The organism is Reyranella sp. GW821-FHT12G01 (assembly GCF_058806575.1).
The window spans coordinates 698,558-711,475 of the sequence record NZ_JBXAPV010000002.1 but is presented as its reverse complement, the minus strand read 5'-3'; the positions used below and the strand labels follow the sequence as shown (position 1 = coordinate 711,475).

Genomic DNA, 12,918 nt, shown 5'->3' with positions numbered 1-12,918 from the left:
TTGCCTTGGGGGGCGATCCTAGCCTATGAAAGGTGCCGCAGATATCGGGAGAAGCGACATGGCGAAATCGAACAAGGTGGCGATCGTGACGGGCTCGGCGACCGGACTGGGCGCTTCGTGCGCGCTCGACCTGGCGGAGCGCGGCTGGAACGTCGCGATCAACTACACCAAGAGCAAGAAAGAGGCGGACGAGACCTACGAGGCGGTGAAGGCCAAGGGCGTCGAGGCGATCCTCGTGCAGGCCGACATGGGCCAGGACGCCGATTGCAAGAAGCTCGCCGCCGAGACCATGAAGAAGTGGGACCGTATCGACGGCCTCATCAACAATGCCGGCACCACCAAGTTCCAGAACCAGGGCGACCTCGACGGCGTCGGGCCGGAGGACTTCGACCGCATCATGCGGGTCAACGTCACCGGTCCCTACATGATGAGCCGCGCCGTCTTCCCGGTCATGAAGAAGCAGTGGGAAACCGACCAGAGCCGCGGGTCGATCGTGAACATCTCCTCGATCGCCGGTGTCATGGGCGTCGGTAGCTCGATCCCCTATGCCTGCTCCAAGGGCGCGCTCAACACGCTGACGCTCACGCTCGCGCGCTGGCTGTCTCCGGCGGTCAGGGTCAACACGGTGTGCCCGGGCTTCATCCAGACGCGCTGGCTGCTGGGCGGCATGGGCGAAGAGAACTACAACAAGATGAAGCAGGGCCAGGAGCAGAACACGCCGCTGCGCCAGGCCGGTACGCCCGAGCAGATGGCCGAGGCGGTGCTCTTCTTCCTGACCAGCGCCAGCAACATCACCGGCGAGTTCCTGATCGTCGATGCCGGCACTCACCTCGCCAGCCTGCCGATGAAGGCGAGGTAGCGGGAGGGCGGCGCGGGATCAGCGCTGCCGGAATTCCAGCCAGAAGCCGTGGGTCTCGACCCACAGGCTCTTGCGGGCACAACCCGCGACTTCCCTGACGGCGACATGGTTCGCGATCAGGACCTGCCGGGTCACCGCAAGGTTTTTGACGCTGACCGTCGCGCCGACGATCGGGCGTCCGGGCACGATCTGCGCATTCGCCGGCAGAAGGACGATCTCTCCTTCCTTCAGCGCGATGACGCGCCGGCTCGAACCGAAGGGGGCACAGGCTTCCCCGGACGTGAGTTCTCCCGCCGGGAGATCGATGATCTGCCGTTCCGCCGGACTGCCGGCCAGCCAGACGGCCGACAGGTTCTCGGCGCCGTTGGGATGCGCGAAATGCTCTGGCCGATCCGTGGGTGAGCGCTGTCGTTTGTCGAAGAATACGCCGGGCAACGCCGTCGCCTGAGCGCCCGGCCGGTAGAGGCCGAAGGAGACCGGGCCGTCGCCCGTCTTCAGCCAATCGACATATTGGCTCGACAGCGCATCCTCCGCGGTCCCGGCCGTGATCAGCTCGATCTCGGTGCCATCGGCGAACTTCGCGTGCTCGTTACGCAGCCCGTTGGCATGCGGCCGGCCGGGCTTCAGGGCGAAGCCCAGCGCCTCGAAATCGGACTTCGCGCGTTCGAGGTCTCGCACCACCACGGGAATGTGGTCGAGCCCCTGAACGGCCGACTGGGCACGAGCCGACACGGTCGCGGCGAGAGTCAGAAGCAGGGCGAGGCAGAGGCGAATCATGCTGGTTCAATAGTATCACTGTCGAAACAGCAGGAACGTGCCGTCTCGCCGTTTCCCAAGCGAAGAGATTTTCCTTTCGGATAACGTCTCTTCATGCGGCCGCGCACTTCTTCTCCATGGCGCCAAAAGGCAGCGCGCCCAAGATCATCCGAACAATCTTCGGAGGTCGCAGACCATGACGCTTCAAGAACAACTCGACGTCTTCTCCAACCTGTCGAGCGTCGTCGCCGACATGAACTATCTCGCGCCGATGGCGGAGCGGCCGCGCAACTATACGTTCGACCCGCCGCCGGGCATCCCGCGCAGCAACGCCGAACACGAGGCGCGTGCCGTCTCGATCCGTGATGCGCGTCCTATTGCCGACAGGGTCTCGCTCGACGCCAACGGCTTCGCGCTGGTCCGGCATCGCAGCGCCGTAAAGGACTTCTTCGACGACGAGGAAGTGCGTCGCGTCTATTACCCCGAGGTCGAGCGCCTGGTGCGCGAGGCGACCGGCGCGGACCGCGTGCACATCTTCGACCACACGACGCGCCGCCGCGTGCCCGACGCCGAGAGCCAGGCGGATGCGCCGCGCCAGCCGGTGCGCCGCGTCCATATCGACCATACGGCGCGCTCGGGTCCGCAGCGGGTGCGCGATCTGCTGCCCGACGAAGCCGGCGAGTTGTTGAAGGGGCGGGTGCAGGTCGTGAACCTGTGGCGGCCGATCAAGGGGCCGCTGCTCGATTCACCGCTCGCGGTGTGCGACGCGACGACCATCGCGCTCGACGATCTCGTGCCGTCGGATCTCGTCTATCCGCACCGCGTCGGCGAGACCTATTCGGTGAAGTTCAATCCGGCGCATCGCTGGTATTACGTGCCGCAGATGCGGACCGACGAGGCGTTGCTGCTGAAGTGCTCCGACACATCGACCGGCGTCCCGGCGCGCTTCACGCCGCACAGCGCCTTCACCGATCCGACGGCGCCCGCCGACGCACCGCCGCGCGAGAGCATCGAGGTCAGGACGCTGGTGTTTCACCGGTCTTGACGACCTCCGTCGCCCTGAGCGGAGCGCAGCGTAGTCGAAGGGCCTCTTTTCTCTTCGACAGTTTGTGCGCCGGAAAAAAGGTCCTTCGACTGCGCCGCCCTTCGGGCGGCTTCGCTCAGGACGACGATTACGTCGGAATTTCGTGGCCGCGGCCGATGTTGCGGACGACGTCCTTGAGGTGCGGCTTCACTTCGAGCAGCGCCTTGCGGTAGGCGACCAGGCCCCGGAGCATCGCGCCGTCGCGCTTCAGCAGGGTGTCGGCGAACTCGACCATGCGGGTGTTGGGCCAGCCGTGTTTGCGCAGGTCCAGGAGCTTCAGGAAGGCCTCTTCCTCGGTGCCCGGCGCGAACTGCGTCATCAGGATGGCGGCGGCTGCGGTCGAGCGCGAGATGCCGGCGTGGCAATGGACCAGCACATGGCCGTCGGGCCGCGCATGCACGCGCTCGCCGAACGCCAGCACCTTCTCGATGTGAGCGGGCGTGCAGGCCTCGAAGCCGGGATACTCGGCCACCACGTCGTCGAAGCGGATCAGCTCGTGGTCGATGCCGGGATAGGTGTCGAGCGCTGCCGGGCGCGGCTCGTGGGTGTCGATGATCGACAGGACGTGACTGACGCCGACAGCGCAGTGCTGCGGCAGCTCGGGAATGCCGCAGATCGTGACTTTAAAGGGAGGGAGTGCCATGGCGCGACCCTACAGCAAGCCACGCGCCATGTGCAGTCCGATGCCCAACAGACCGACGAGGAAGACGCGGCGGAACATCTCGGGCGACAACGCATTGCGCGACTTCTGACCGAGCCACACGCCGATCGATGTCGGCACGACGGCGGCAACGCCACCGATCACGTTGGTGACGTCGAACGCGCCCTGGCGCAGCAGCGCGATGCTGAGCGCCGCGGTGATGAAGATGAACAGGATGCCCAGCGCCTGTACGAGGTCGTCCTTGTTGATCTCGAGCGACTGCATGTAGGGCAGGAACGGGACCGCTGCGATGCCGGTGATGCCGGCGACGAAGCCGCTGGCGACGCCCATCAGCGGATTCATCCAGCGTTCGGTCTCCCTCGTCACATGCGGACGCCAGGCGAGCAGGGCGACGGTCGAGTAGAGCACCAGCATGACGCCCAGCCACATCGTGGCCTTGGCCGAGCCGAGCTGGCCCAGGGTCGCGGCGATGATGATCAGCGTGACGGTCGCGGTGGCGGCAAGCGTCCAGAAGCGGCGGAACAGGCGGCCCAGCCCATGGCCGTAGATCGCCTGCCAGATGTTCGTGACGAGCGTCGGGATCGTCATGATCGCGAGCGCATCCTCGAGCGGGATGGCCAGCGTCATCAGGCCGACTGCAATCGGCGGCAGGCCGATGCCGATCGCGCCCTTGGCGATGCCGGCGACGATGAACGCGCCGGCAATCACCAGCATCTGTATTTCGGTCATCAGCCCAGCACGCCTTTCGCCAGCCGATCGAAAGCCTCCCAGAACAGGGTCTGGATCTCGTCGGTCTCCATCATGATCTCGTGCCGCGCATGGCCGATCGTGAAATGCTCGCCGTGCTTCAGCCGGGTGACCAGCGGCGCATGGCTGCGCGGGTCGATCAGGCGGTCCTCGCCGGCGGTGATCAGGAGCAGGGGAATGTTGATGCGCTCGAGGTAGCCCGGCGCATGGACGACGGCCATCGAGCGGATCGCCTGGCGGGACCATCCGATCGTCGGTCCGCCCAGCGAGAGGCGGGGATCGGCCGTGAACCACTCCTCGGTGAAGCGGTAGCGCCGCTCGTCGTGGGTGACGAAGTTGGAGGCGAACTCGCGCGCCAGCAGGATGAAGGGCCCGGTGCCGAACAGGTAGCGGTCCTCGACCGCCGGGACCTCCGGCATGATCATCAGGACCGACCGCAGCATGGCTTCGCGCCGCAGCGCGGTCATGGGCGAGACGAACAGGGCGGCCGAGAAGGGGCCGGTCCCGTTCTCCGCCATCTCCCGCATCACGATATGGCCGCCCATCGAATGGCAGAGGGCCAGGACCGGGCGCGGCGCCTCGGGCGCGACGACGGTTTCGACGAACAGCTTGAAGTCGGCCATGTAGGTCGAGAAATTGTCGATATGGCCCTTGCCGGGGTCGGCCAGCGGCCGGTCCGACAGGCCCTGGCCGCGCCAATCCATAGCGGCCACGGCAAACCCGCGCTCCAAAAGCTCGCCCACCACCTCGGTGGCGTACTTCTCAATGAACTCGCCGCGCCCCGTCAGGACGACGACGGTACCGCGGGGAGCCCCCAGGGCATTCCACCAAGCGTACCGCACGCGCACACCGTCCCGGACAAGAAAGCCGTAACGGTCAGCCGGTCGATAGGTTGCGGTGAGAGAGGAGGGTATCTCCCGGGGCGCCGCAGTTGGGTCCTGATCGGTCATGGTTTGTGGCGTTTTGGCGAAGGACGGGCGTCAAGGCCAGCAAAGAATTGGGCATTTTAGCCATCATCGCATTGGGTCTCTTTACCGTACCCGGAGGCACGGCTATAGACCCATCGTCGCCTCACCGCCTGCGAAGGGTCGCAGTCGAGGAAATCGGGCGCAAGGAAACCTCGAAGAGGTCCGCCGCACTGCGTGGTAGTCGGCTCGCTTGGAGAGTCGATCCGGGCACGGTCCTTGCGTCGACGCTAGTCGTCCGCAGGAGACTTGCGACCGCGATCCCGAAGCGAGCGTTCTCCACCGGCGGATTTGCCGGAGCAATCGTCTCTTCATGATGCGTAGAGGCCTGGTTCTTCTCATTGTCGTGGCGGCCACTCTGGTGGGCTGGCGTCTGCTGGACAGCCGAATGTCGGCGGCCGACGTCGAGGGCACGCTGCACGGCGTCACCTACGCCCCCTGGGCCAAGGATCAGGATCCGCTGGAGGGCAAGGCGAGCGGCCTGTGGAGCTTCCTGAGCACCGCGGTGAACGAGGCCCCCACGCCGCAGATCAAGCCGCGCAAGGAGCAGATGGAGCGCGACTTCGCCATGCTGAGTGGCAAGGTCAACTACGTCCGTACCTACCGCACCACCGACGGCGGCGACGTGATGCCGGCGCTGGCCGCCAAGTACGGCCTGAAGCTGGTGCCCGGCGCCTGGATCTACAGCCCCAACGAAGCCAAGCTGCAGTTCGGCCGCGAGTCGAGCGAGGTCAACGCCGAGGAGACCGGCGCGCTGATCCGCATGGCCAACCAGAACCCGAACATCGAGCGCATCCTCGTCGGCAACGAGAACATCCTGCGCTTCGACGGCCAGAAGGACCTGCGCGACCCCAACGCGACCAGCCCGGCCCAGCTCATCCGCGAGATCCGCAACGTCAAGCGCAACGTCAAGGTGCCGGTCAGCACGGCCGAGCCGTGGCACGTCTGGGAGCGCTATCCCGAACTGGCGCGCGAGGTCGACTATCTGGCCGTCCATATCCTGCCCTACTGGGACGAGCAGTCGAACTCGACGCCGCTCGAGTACGTGAAGGAAAAGATCGGGCTGCTGCGCAAGCTCTACCCGAACAAGAACATCATCGTGACCGAGGTCGGCTGGCCCTCGAACGGCGCTTCGCGTCGCAGCCCCGGCTCGGGCGTCGTGAAGTACGCCACGCCGGCCGAGCAGGCCAAGAACGTGCGCGACATGGTGGCGTGGCTGCGCTCGCAGAACATCGACACCTTCGTCGTCGAAGCCGTCGACCAGCCGTGGAAGTCCTACGATCTCGAGGGCAAGGCGGGTGGCTACTGGGGCCTCTGGAACGCCGACCGCCAGCAGAAGTTCGCCTGGACCGGCTCGATCGAGAGCTTCCCGCAATGGTTCTCCTGTGCGGCCTGGTCGCTCGCGGCCTCGCTGCCGCTGATGCTGTTGTTCCTGTGGCGCTGGCCGCGACTCGGCATGGCTGGGCAGGTGGGCTTCTGCGCGCTGTTGGCCCTGTCGGCGAGCGCCGTCACCTATGGCGGGTCGGTCGCGGCCGGGACCTACATGGTCACTTCCGAGAAGGTGGGCTGGGCCGTGCTCGCCTTCTTCCTGATCTCAAGCCTCGGCATGGCGCTGATCCAGGCGCTGGAGATGGCGGAGACGATCTGGCGTGGCCGCTGGACGCGCGAAGCGCTGCCCGCCGCCGAGATGATCGCGCTGCAACCCGCCAACCGCGACTGGCCCAAGGTCTCGTTGCATGTGGCGATCTGCAACGAGCCGCCGTCGATGGTCATGCAGACCCTCGATTCACTGGCCGGCCTCGACTATCCGAACTTCGAAGTCATCGTCATCGACAACAACACCAAGGACCCCGCGGTGTGGCGTCCGGTGCAGGACTACTGCGCTCAGCTCGGCGAGCGCTTCAAGTTCTTCCACTTCGACGTCATGAAGGGCTTCAAGGCTGGCGCGCTGAACTTCGTGCTGAGCCAGACCGCGCCCGACGCCAAGGTGATCGGTGTCATCGACAGCGACTACATGGTGCGGCCGGACTGGCTGAAGGCGCTGGTGCCGTACTTCGACGACGCCAAGATCAGCTACGTGCAGGCGCCGCAGGATCACCGCGACTGGCGCGGCGACCGGTTCAAGGAAATGCTGAACTGGGAATATGCCGGCTTCTTCGACATCGGCATGTGCCTGCGCAACGAGTACGACGCCATCATCCAGCATGGCACGATGACGCTGGTGCGCCGCTCCTGCATGGAGGAGATGGGCGGCTGGGCGACCTGGTGCATCACCGAGGATACCGAGCTCGGCCTGCGCCTGATGGAGAAGGGCTACGGCGCGATGTACAGCCGTGAGCGCTTCGGCCACGGCCTGACGCCCGACCATTTCTCCGGCTACAAGAAGCAGCGCTTCCGCTGGGCCTACGGCGCCATGCAGATCATGAAGGCGCATGCCGGCAAGATGTTCTTCGGCGATACCAAGCTGACCTTCTGGCAGAAGTACCACTTCGTCGCCGGCTGGCTGCCGTGGTTCGCCGATGCGCTGAACCTGATCTTCACCTGGGCGGGCCTCGCGTGGGTGGCGGCCGTCGTGCTGCCGCCGCTGTTCGGCATGAAGCCGGTCGGCCTGCCGCCGTCGGAATTCATTGCGCCCACCATCGGCATCTTCGTCTTCAAGCTGCTCTACTCGTTCGGGCTCTACTTCGATCGCGTGCGCTGCACATTCCGCCAGAGCATCGGCGCCTCGCTGGCCGGCCTCGCGCTTACCTACACGGTGGGCCGGGCGGTGATCTATGGCCTGGCGACCAGCCGCCTGCCGTTCATGCGGACTCCGAAGATGGACGAGCGCGCCACGCTCAGCATGGCGCTCGGCATGGCGCGCGGCGAGGCGGTGCTCGCCGTGCTGCTGTGGGTCGCCGCGGCGGTGCTGTGGTTCGGCAGCGGTGTCGTCGATCCTGAAGCCCGCCTGTGGTCGCTGTTCATGATCGTGCAGTCGCTGCCGTATGTCGCGGCGGTCTACGTCTCCATGGTCAATGCAGTCGAGCAGATGCGGCACGCCCAGACGGTGTTCGAGGCACCGGCCCCGACGCCGCCGGCCGCCGCAGCACCTGCCATGCAACCCGCGCAATAGGGAGCGGCCGCTTTTTCCTGTCGACTTGGAAAAGCGTCTGTTAGCGTTTCGCCATGCCTCCGATCGAGTCTCGTGCCGGTCTCGACTCGCGCGCCGGTACCGCCCTTTTCCTGAAGCGCTGGCTGCGCAATCCCTTCTCGATGGGCGCGGTCGTGCCGAGCGGACGGCTGCTGGCCGAAGCCATGGCGCGCGCGACGCTTGCCGAGATGAAAGGCCGCGACGGCCACGTCATCGAGCTGGGCGCCGGCACGGGCGAGGTCACCAAGGCGCTGCTGGCGGCCGGCATTCCGGCTGACCGGCTGGCGCTGGTCGAGCGCGAGCCCGAACTCGCATCCTTCCTGCGCCGTCACTTCGTCGGGCCACAGATCGTCGAGGGCGACGCCACGCGCCTGCAGAAGATCCTGGCGGAGCAGGGGATCACCAAGGTCTCCGCCATCGTGTCGAGCCTGCCGCTCCTCTCGCTACCCGCCGAGGTCGTGCGCGGCATCGTGCATGGCGTGTTCGACGCCCTGCCACGCGGGGCGGCGCTGGTGCAGTTCACCTATGGCCCCTCGCAGCCCGTGCCGCGGGCGCTGAGCCAGGAACTGCGACTCGTCGCCTCGCGCGGCTCGCGCATCTGGCGCAACGTGCCGCCCGCCGTGGTCTGGACTTTCCGGAGACCCGCCGGCGCGTGAAGTCCTTTCCGTTAAATCAGGCGCTGCGCGCCGACGTCACGGCCCATCTCGGCCGCTTCGATCTCCGCCGGCAGGCTGACCCCGGCAGTCTGAAGCGTGCTGCGGTGGCCATCGTCATCGCCGAGGCCGATCAGCCCGGCGAGGCGGCCTTCCTGCTGACTAAGCGCACCCCGAAGCTGCGTGCCCATGGCGGCCAGTGGGCTCTGCCGGGGGGCCGGGTCGATCCCGGCGAGACCATCGAGCAGACCGCGCTGCGCGAGCTGCACGAGGAGCTGGGCGTGCTGGCCTCGACCGACGATATCCTGGGCACGCTCGACGACTATCCGACCCGCTCGGGCTACCTGATCGCGCCGGTCGTCGTGTGGGCGCCGGGCGTCACGCTGACGCCCAATCCGTCCGAGGTCGCGGGCGCCTACCGCATCGCCTGCGGCGAACTCTTCCGCGACGGCTCTCCCGAGATCGTGGCGATCGAGGAATCCGACCGCCCGATCATCCGCCTGCCGCTTCCCGTGGCGACGGTGAACGCGCCGACGGCGGCGGTGCTGTTCCAGTTCCGCGAAGTGGCGCTGGCCGGCCGCGACACCCGCGTCGACCATTACGAGCAGCCCGTCTTCGCCTGGCGTTAAGCCGCCGCGCGCTTCTTCAGGAAGACCGTCGTCTCCTGTTCCATCACCTGCTCGCCGAACTGGTTGATCGTGACCTGACGCAGGCGGGCGATGCCACGGTCGGGCTTGGAGGCGGAGGGACGCAGTTCGACGATGTCGGACACCACACGCAACGTGTCGCCCGGCCGGACGGGACGCGGGAACTGGACCTCGCCGATGCCGGGCGAGCCCAGGCTGCAGGCGCGGAAGACGCCGAGGTCGAGCCACAGGCGCAAGGTCGCGCCCATCGTGTGAAGGCCCGACGCGATCAGGCCGCCAAACGTCCACTTCGCCGCGAACTCGGGATCGGTGTGGAAAGGCTGCGGATCCCACTGCCGGGCGAAGTCGATGATGGCGGCTTCGGTGATCGTCATCCCGCCGCTCATGAATCGGTCGCCGACCTTGAAATCCTCGTAGAAGCGATCGGTCAAAGGACCAGCTCCATGTACACGGTGCCGGGCACCGGGCTCGGGTAATAGGGCGCGATCTCGGTGAAGCCCATCGAGCGATAGAGCTTGATCGCGGCCTCCATTTTGGGACCGATTGTGTCGAGTCTGAGACGGCTGTGCCCACAGGCGCGCGCCGCCTCGACGATGCGATGGGCCAGCACGCGGCCGATGGAATTTCCGTCGTCGAGTCGCTCCTTGCGGAACGCCGGCCGGACATAGAGCCGCTTCATCTCGCCGATGTCCGGCTCGAGCTGCCGCAGCGCCACGGTGCCGGCGGCGGCGCCGTCGACGCGAGCCAGCAGCAGCGCGCCACCCGGCGGCGCGTACTTCGCCGCGAGGTCGGCGAGCTCGGCCTCGAAATCCTGGTAGTCGAGCGAGAAGCCGAGCGACCCGGCATATTCCCGAACCAGTCCGGCGATGGCGTCGTGGTCCGCGGCATCGCGTGGCGGAGCGATCTGTATTCTGCCTGTCATGCGGCCATTTTCAGGGGCCTGTGCTACCCTGTCATCCGAAACGAACTGGGAGGTTCAAGAAATGAATCCGACGCGTCGCCAGGCCTTGGCGCTCGCCGGCGCGGCGGGCGCTGCGCTGGCCGCACCGCTTGCTGCACCGGCCATCGCGCAGTCGCCGTGGCCCAACAAGCCCGTGCGCTTCATCGTGCCGTTCCCGCCCGGCCAGGCGGCCGACATCTTTGCGCGCCTGATGGCCGAGAAGCTGACCGACATCTGGAAGCAGCAGGTCATCGTCGAGAACAAGGGCGGCGGCAGCGGCATCCCGGCGACCGAGTACGGCAAGGCGGCCGCGCCCGACGGCTACACGCTGATGGTCGTGTCGAGCGGTACGTTCGGCGTCAATCCGAGCCTCTATCCCGACCTGCCGTACAAGCCGCTGACCGACTTCCTGCCGATCTCCAACATCTTCCTGGTGCCGCTGGTGATCGTGGCGCATCCAAGCCTGCCGGTGAACACGCTGGCCGAGCTGATCGCGCTGGCCAAGAAGGAGCCGGGCCAGCTCTCCTACGCCTCGGCCGGGCCGGGCACGTCGCAGCATCTCAGCATGGAGCTGTTCAAGCTGAAGGCCGGCGTCGACATCGTGCACATTCCCTACAAGGGCAGCGGCCCGGCGATGGCCGACCTTTTAGGCGGCCACGTGAAGCTGATGATGGACAGCACGGCCGCCGCGCTGAACCACATCAAGGACGGGCGCATCAAGGCGCTGGGCGTGACGACCTCGCGGCCCGCGCCGCCGCCGCTCGAGAAGATCCCGCTGATCGCGGCCACCCTGCCGGGCTTCAACGCCGCCGGCTGGTCGGGCCTCGCCGCGCCCGCGCGTACGCCGCTGGAGATCGTGGCCAAGGTCAGCAAGGACATGCAGACGCTGCTGAACGACGACGCGGTGATCAAGCAGATCGAGCAGCGCGCTGCCCTGCCAGCGCCCGGCACGCCCATTCAGTTCGCCGAGTTCATCAAGAACGAGATCGACACCTGGGGCGCGGTGGTGAAGGCCACCGGCACGAAGCCGGGGACCTGAGCAGGGGAAAAGAAACCCGTCGTCTCGACCGGAGCGCCGCAGGCGCGTAGCGGAGAGACCTTCTCTCCACGAATAAGTGGCTTTTAGTGGAGAGAAGGTCTCTCCACTACACCTCGCTGCGCGAGGCTCCGGTCGAGACGACGGAGCCTTCTACAGCCCGAAGCTCCGCATGCCGTAGATCAGGCCGACGACCAGCAGGCCGACGAAGATCGTCTCGGTGATCAGCAGCATCACCGGGGCCATGCCGATGCGCACCAGCGCCAGCAGCGACGTCTTCATGCCCAGCGCCGCGATGGCGGTGATGATCAGGAAGGCCGAGATCTGGCCGACCGCGTCGCGCACGGCGGCCGGGATGAGGCCCAGCGAGTTCAGCGCCGCGAGCGCCAGGAAGCCGAACAGGAAGACCGGCGGGGTCGGCCGCGCCGAGCTCTGCGGGCCGCCGCTCTTGGCGACCCACCAGGCGATGCCGGCGATGGCCGGCAGCAGGGCCGCCACGCGCAGCAGCTTGGTGATGACCGCGTCGCTCAGCACCTGCGGGCCCATCGTCTGGCCCGCGCCTGCGACCTGCGCCACGTCGTGGATCGCACCGCCCAGGAACACGCCCATCTCGAACAGCGAGAAGCCCAGCGCCTCGCGCAGGGTGGGATAGATCACCATCACCACCGTGCTGAGGAAGTTGACGCCCATCACGGTGAAAGCGAGGTCGCGGTCGGAATTCTCATGCTTGGGCAGCACGGCTGAGGCGGCCATCGCCGCCGCCGCGCCGCAAACGCCGGTGGCGCAGCCGGTCAGCAGACCGAAATTCTGGTTTAGGCCGAACAGGCGCGAGGCCCAGGCGCCGAACACGATGGTGCAGCCGACGGCGGCCACCGCGACCACGATCGGCAAAGCGCCGCCCTCGACGAGATTGCCGAGCGTCAGGCGCGCGCCCAGCAGGGCGACTCCGATGCGAAGCAGGGTGCGGCCGGCGAATTCGAGGCCGGGCTTCAGCGCGGGCCGGGCCGACAGCGGCTGCAGCGCCATGCCGATGACCAGGGTGAGGATCAGCGGCGGGACCCAGACGGCGCCGAAGCGCAGCAGGCTGCGCGTATCGGCGTAGTAGGCGACCGCGGCGATGACGGCGCAGAGGGCGATGCCGGGTGCGGAGCGGCGGAGATTGTCGGGAGCCCAGAGCTTGGCGAGGTCGGCGGCGACGGCGCTACGCATCGAGCACGGCCACGAGCTGGCCTTCGCCGATTGCCTCGCCTTCGTTGACCTTGAGTTCCTTGATGACGCCCGCCTTGGGCGACAGGACCGGGATTTCCATCTTCATCGATTCGAGGATCATGATCTCGCCGTCGGCCTCGATCCGATCGCCCGCCTTGACCTGGATCTTCCAGACATTGCCGGCGATCTCCGACTTCACATTGACGACGGCCATGCCCCAAGCGTCTCCCG

The 12,918-nt window shown here is 66.9% G+C and carries 14 protein-coding genes; 6 read left to right on the top strand and 8 right to left on the bottom strand.

From position 1 onward, the window contains the following. The first annotated feature begins 58 nt into the window (after positions 1–58). Positions 59–859 (top strand): SDR family NAD(P)-dependent oxidoreductase, encoded by an 801-nt coding sequence (locus AC1RP5_RS22795; RefSeq protein ID WP_493114533.1) that lies wholly within the window; start codon positions 59–61, stop codon positions 857–859. A gap of 18 nt (positions 860–877) precedes the next feature. Here AC1RP5_RS22795 and AC1RP5_RS22790 read toward each other — a convergent pair whose 3' ends face one another. Next, complete coding sequence (locus AC1RP5_RS22790; RefSeq protein WP_493114531.1) at positions 878–1,636, bottom strand: VOC family protein; 759 nt, start codon at positions 1,634–1,636, stop codon at positions 878–880. A 175-nt stretch (positions 1,637–1,811) separates the two neighbouring features. Here AC1RP5_RS22790 and AC1RP5_RS22785 point away from each other — a divergent pair, with 175 nt between their 5' ends. After that, the gene (locus AC1RP5_RS22785; protein WP_493114527.1) at positions 1,812–2,660 is read left to right on the top strand and encodes a CmcJ/NvfI family oxidoreductase; all 849 of its coding nucleotides are present in this window, start codon (positions 1,812–1,814) and stop codon (positions 2,658–2,660) included. A gap of 127 nt (positions 2,661–2,787) precedes the next feature. Here AC1RP5_RS22785 and AC1RP5_RS22780 read toward each other — a convergent pair whose 3' ends face one another. The 3 genes from AC1RP5_RS22780 to AC1RP5_RS22770 are packed head-to-tail and all read right to left on the bottom strand — an operon-like array spanning position 2,788 to position 4,949. After that, the gene (locus AC1RP5_RS22780; protein WP_493114525.1) at positions 2,788–3,342 is read right to left on the bottom strand and encodes a tyrosine phosphatase family protein; all 555 of its coding nucleotides are present in this window, start codon (positions 3,340–3,342) and stop codon (positions 2,788–2,790) included. Positions 3,343–3,351: 9 nt separating this feature from the next. Then, positions 3,352–4,089 carry a sulfite exporter TauE/SafE family protein gene (locus AC1RP5_RS22775; protein WP_493114523.1) on the bottom strand — a complete coding sequence of 246 codons (738 nt, stop codon included), beginning with the start codon at positions 4,087–4,089 and terminating at the stop codon, positions 3,352–3,354. Further along, a complete protein-coding gene (locus AC1RP5_RS22770; protein WP_493114521.1) occupies positions 4,089–4,949 on the bottom strand; it encodes an alpha/beta fold hydrolase in 861 nt (286 codons plus the stop codon). Before AC1RP5_RS22770 ends, AC1RP5_RS22775 begins: the two co-directional genes overlap by 1 nt. Before the next feature lie 436 nt (positions 4,950–5,385). On the opposite strand from AC1RP5_RS22770, the gene AC1RP5_RS22765 reads away from it, so the two are divergent. From AC1RP5_RS22765 to AC1RP5_RS22755, 3 genes are read left to right on the top strand one after another with little or no spacing between them, the layout of a single operon-like run. Continuing rightward, entirely contained in the window at positions 5,386–8,184 is a 2,799-nt protein-coding gene (locus tag AC1RP5_RS22765) for a glycosyltransferase (protein WP_493114520.1), read from the top strand. A gap of 53 nt (positions 8,185–8,237) precedes the next feature. After that, complete coding sequence (locus AC1RP5_RS22760) at positions 8,238–8,858, top strand: class I SAM-dependent methyltransferase (protein WP_493114519.1); 621 nt, start codon at positions 8,238–8,240, stop codon at positions 8,856–8,858. Further along, the gene (locus AC1RP5_RS22755; RefSeq protein ID WP_493114517.1) at positions 8,855–9,484 is read left to right on the top strand and encodes an NUDIX hydrolase; all 630 of its coding nucleotides are present in this window, start codon (positions 8,855–8,857) and stop codon (positions 9,482–9,484) included. Before AC1RP5_RS22760 ends, AC1RP5_RS22755 begins: the two co-directional genes overlap by 4 nt. Here AC1RP5_RS22755 and AC1RP5_RS22750 read toward each other — a convergent pair. Together AC1RP5_RS22750 and AC1RP5_RS22745 are read right to left on the bottom strand one after the other, a co-directional pair. Then, on the bottom strand, positions 9,481–9,933 hold the full coding sequence (locus AC1RP5_RS22750; protein WP_493114515.1) for a MaoC family dehydratase: 453 nt from the start codon (positions 9,931–9,933) through the stop codon (positions 9,481–9,483). The two genes, AC1RP5_RS22755 and AC1RP5_RS22750, sit on opposite strands and share 4 nt — an antisense overlap. Next, positions 9,930–10,424, bottom strand: a complete 495-nt coding sequence (locus tag AC1RP5_RS22745) for a GNAT family N-acetyltransferase (protein WP_493114513.1) — start codon at positions 10,422–10,424, stop codon at positions 9,930–9,932. The genes AC1RP5_RS22750 and AC1RP5_RS22745 overlap by 4 nt, the downstream gene beginning before the upstream one ends. Before the next feature lie 61 nt (positions 10,425–10,485). Here AC1RP5_RS22745 and AC1RP5_RS22740 point away from each other — a divergent pair, with 61 nt between their 5' ends. Further along, positions 10,486–11,481 carry a Bug family tripartite tricarboxylate transporter substrate binding protein gene (locus tag AC1RP5_RS22740; RefSeq protein WP_493114512.1) on the top strand — a complete coding sequence of 332 codons (996 nt, stop codon included), beginning with the start codon at positions 10,486–10,488 and terminating at the stop codon, positions 11,479–11,481. A gap of 150 nt (positions 11,482–11,631) precedes the next feature. On the opposite strand, the gene AC1RP5_RS22735 is transcribed toward AC1RP5_RS22740, so the two are convergent. Together AC1RP5_RS22735 and AC1RP5_RS22730 are read right to left on the bottom strand one after the other, a co-directional pair. Further along, the gene (locus AC1RP5_RS22735) at positions 11,632–12,687 is read right to left on the bottom strand and encodes a YeiH family protein (protein ID WP_493114510.1); all 1,056 of its coding nucleotides are present in this window, start codon (positions 12,685–12,687) and stop codon (positions 11,632–11,634) included. Then, positions 12,680–12,901 (bottom strand): biotin/lipoyl-binding carrier protein, encoded by a 222-nt coding sequence (locus AC1RP5_RS22730; RefSeq protein WP_493114508.1) that lies wholly within the window; start codon positions 12,899–12,901, stop codon positions 12,680–12,682. Before AC1RP5_RS22730 ends, AC1RP5_RS22735 begins: the two co-directional genes overlap by 8 nt. Positions 12,902–12,918 lie beyond the last annotated feature (17 nt).

What these genes read in the sequence shown, in the direction of transcription:
- AC1RP5_RS22785 (WP_493114527.1), top strand. Translation starts at nt 1,812, where the DNA reads ATGACGCTTCAAGAACAACTCGACGTCTTCTCCAACCTGTCGAGCGTC.
- AC1RP5_RS22795 (WP_493114533.1), top strand. Translation starts at nt 59, where the DNA reads ATGGCGAAATCGAACAAGGTGGCGATCGTGACGGGCTCGGCGACCGGA.
- AC1RP5_RS22745 (WP_493114513.1), bottom strand. Translation starts at nt 10,424, where the DNA reads ATGACAGGCAGAATACAGATCGCTCCGCCACGCGATGCCGCGGACCAC.
- AC1RP5_RS22790 (WP_493114531.1), bottom strand. Translation starts at nt 1,636, where the DNA reads ATGATTCGCCTCTGCCTCGCCCTGCTTCTGACTCTCGCCGCGACCGTG.
- AC1RP5_RS22780 (WP_493114525.1), bottom strand. Translation starts at nt 3,342, where the DNA reads ATGGCACTCCCTCCCTTTAAAGTCACGATCTGCGGCATTCCCGAGCTG.
- AC1RP5_RS22730 (WP_493114508.1), bottom strand. Translation starts at nt 12,901, where the DNA reads ATGGCCGTCGTCAATGTGAAGTCGGAGATCGCCGGCAATGTCTGGAAG.
- AC1RP5_RS22760 (WP_493114519.1), top strand. Translation starts at nt 8,238, where the DNA reads ATGCCTCCGATCGAGTCTCGTGCCGGTCTCGACTCGCGCGCCGGTACC.
- AC1RP5_RS22735 (WP_493114510.1), bottom strand. Translation starts at nt 12,687, where the DNA reads ATGCGTAGCGCCGTCGCCGCCGACCTCGCCAAGCTCTGGGCTCCCGAC.
- AC1RP5_RS22765 (WP_493114520.1), top strand. Translation starts at nt 5,386, where the DNA reads ATGATGCGTAGAGGCCTGGTTCTTCTCATTGTCGTGGCGGCCACTCTG.
- AC1RP5_RS22775 (WP_493114523.1), bottom strand. Translation starts at nt 4,089, where the DNA reads ATGACCGAAATACAGATGCTGGTGATTGCCGGCGCGTTCATCGTCGCC.
- AC1RP5_RS22740 (WP_493114512.1), top strand. Translation starts at nt 10,486, where the DNA reads ATGAATCCGACGCGTCGCCAGGCCTTGGCGCTCGCCGGCGCGGCGGGC.